The following is a 1686-nucleotide window of genomic DNA, read 5'->3' as shown; positions in this document are numbered from 1 at the left end:
AGCACATCGTTATCTTCGGCCGCACTGACGATACCATCGGTTTCAATTGGCGTGGTGATAGTCAGCGCCGAAGGCGCCGCGTTATCCAGGGTGATGGTTTGCGTGGCTGCGGTGGAGGTATTGCCTGCCGTATCCGCTTGGGTCGCCGACACAGTGAGCGTGCCATTGTTCAGGCCACTGACATCCAGCTCACTGCCGCTTAGCGTCCAGTTGCCTGAGTTATCCGCCGTCACTGTCCGGCTTACTGAGGAATTGTTGTCGGTAATGGTTACCGTGACGCTGTTACCTGCTTCCGCGCCGGAACCGGCGATCAGCACATCGTTGTCTTCCGCGGCATTGACCAGTCCGTCGGTTTCAATCGGGGTGGTGATGGTCACCGCTGACGGTGCCGCGTTATCCAGGGTAATGGTTTGCGTGGCTGCGGTGGAGGTATTGCCTGCCGTGTCCGCTTGCGTCGCCGACACAGTGAGCGTGCCATTGTTCAGGCCGCTGACATCCAGCTCACTGCCACTCAGCGTCCAGTTACCTGAGTTATCCGCCGTCACTGTCCGGCTTACCGAGCTGTTGTTGTCCGTGATGGTTACCGTGACACTGTTGCCTGCTTCCGCGCCGGAACCGGCGATCAGCACATCGTTATCTTCGGCCGCATTGACCAGTCCGTCGGTTTCAATCGGCGTGGTGATGGTCACCGCTGACGGTGCCGCGTTATCCAGGGTAATGGTTTGCGTCGCTGCGGTGGAGGTATTGCCTGCCGTATCCGCTTGGGTCGCCGATACGGTGAGCGTGCCATTGTTCAGGCCACTGACATCCAGCTCACTGCCGCTCAGCGTCCAGTTACCTGAGTTATCCGCCGTCACTGTCCGGCTTACCGAGCTGTTGTTGTCCGTGATGGTTACCGTCACACTGTTGCCTGCTTCCGCACCCGACCCCGCAATCAGCACATCGTTGTCTTCGGCCGCATTGACAATGCCATCAGTCTCAATCGGCGTGGTGATGGTCACCGCAGACGGTGCCGCGTTATCCAGGGTAATGGTTTGCGTGGCTGCGGTGGAGGTATTGCCCGCCGTATCCGCTTGCGTCGCCGACACAGTGAGCGTGCCATTGTTCAGGCCGCTGACATCCAGTTCACTGCCACTCAGTGTCCAGTTACCTGAGTTATCCGCCGTTACCGTGCGACTCACTGAGCTGTTGTTGTCGGTGATGGTCACGGTCACACTGTTGCCTGCTTCCGCACCCGAACCCGCAATCAGCACATCGTTGTCTTCGGCCGCATTGACCAGTCCGTCGGTTTCAATCGGGGTGGTGATGGTCACCGCAGACGGTGCCGCGTTATCCAGGGTGATCGTCTGAGTCGCTGCGGTGGAGGTATTGCCCGCCGTATCCGCTTGCGTCGCCGACACGGTGAGCGTGCCATTGTTCAGCCCGCTGACATCCAGCTCACTGCCACTCAGTGTCCAGTTACCTGAGTTATCCGCCGTTACCGTGCGACTCACTGAGCTGTTGTTGTCGGTGATGGTCACAGTCACACTGTTGCCCGCTTCCGCACTCGAGCCCGCAATCAGCACATCGTTGTCTTCGGCCGCATTGACAATGCCATCCGTCTCAATCGGGGTGGTGATGGTCACCGCTGACGGTGCTGCGTTATCCAGGGTAATGGTTTGCGTTGCTGCGGTGGAGGTATTGCCC

1 protein-coding gene is annotated in these 1686 nt (G+C 59.1%); it reads right to left on the bottom strand.

What is annotated here, in order from left to right:
* Positions 1 to 1686 (bottom strand): beta strand repeat-containing protein (locus tag CWB99_RS23350; protein WP_171045442.1); only part of this gene is annotated, 1686 nt, incomplete at both ends.

It is taken from the genome of Pseudoalteromonas rubra (assembly GCF_005887095.1).
Taxonomy (GTDB): domain Bacteria; phylum Pseudomonadota; class Gammaproteobacteria; order Enterobacterales; family Alteromonadaceae; genus Pseudoalteromonas; species Pseudoalteromonas rubra_E.
This window is presented reverse-complemented; position numbering and strand designations above follow the sequence as displayed.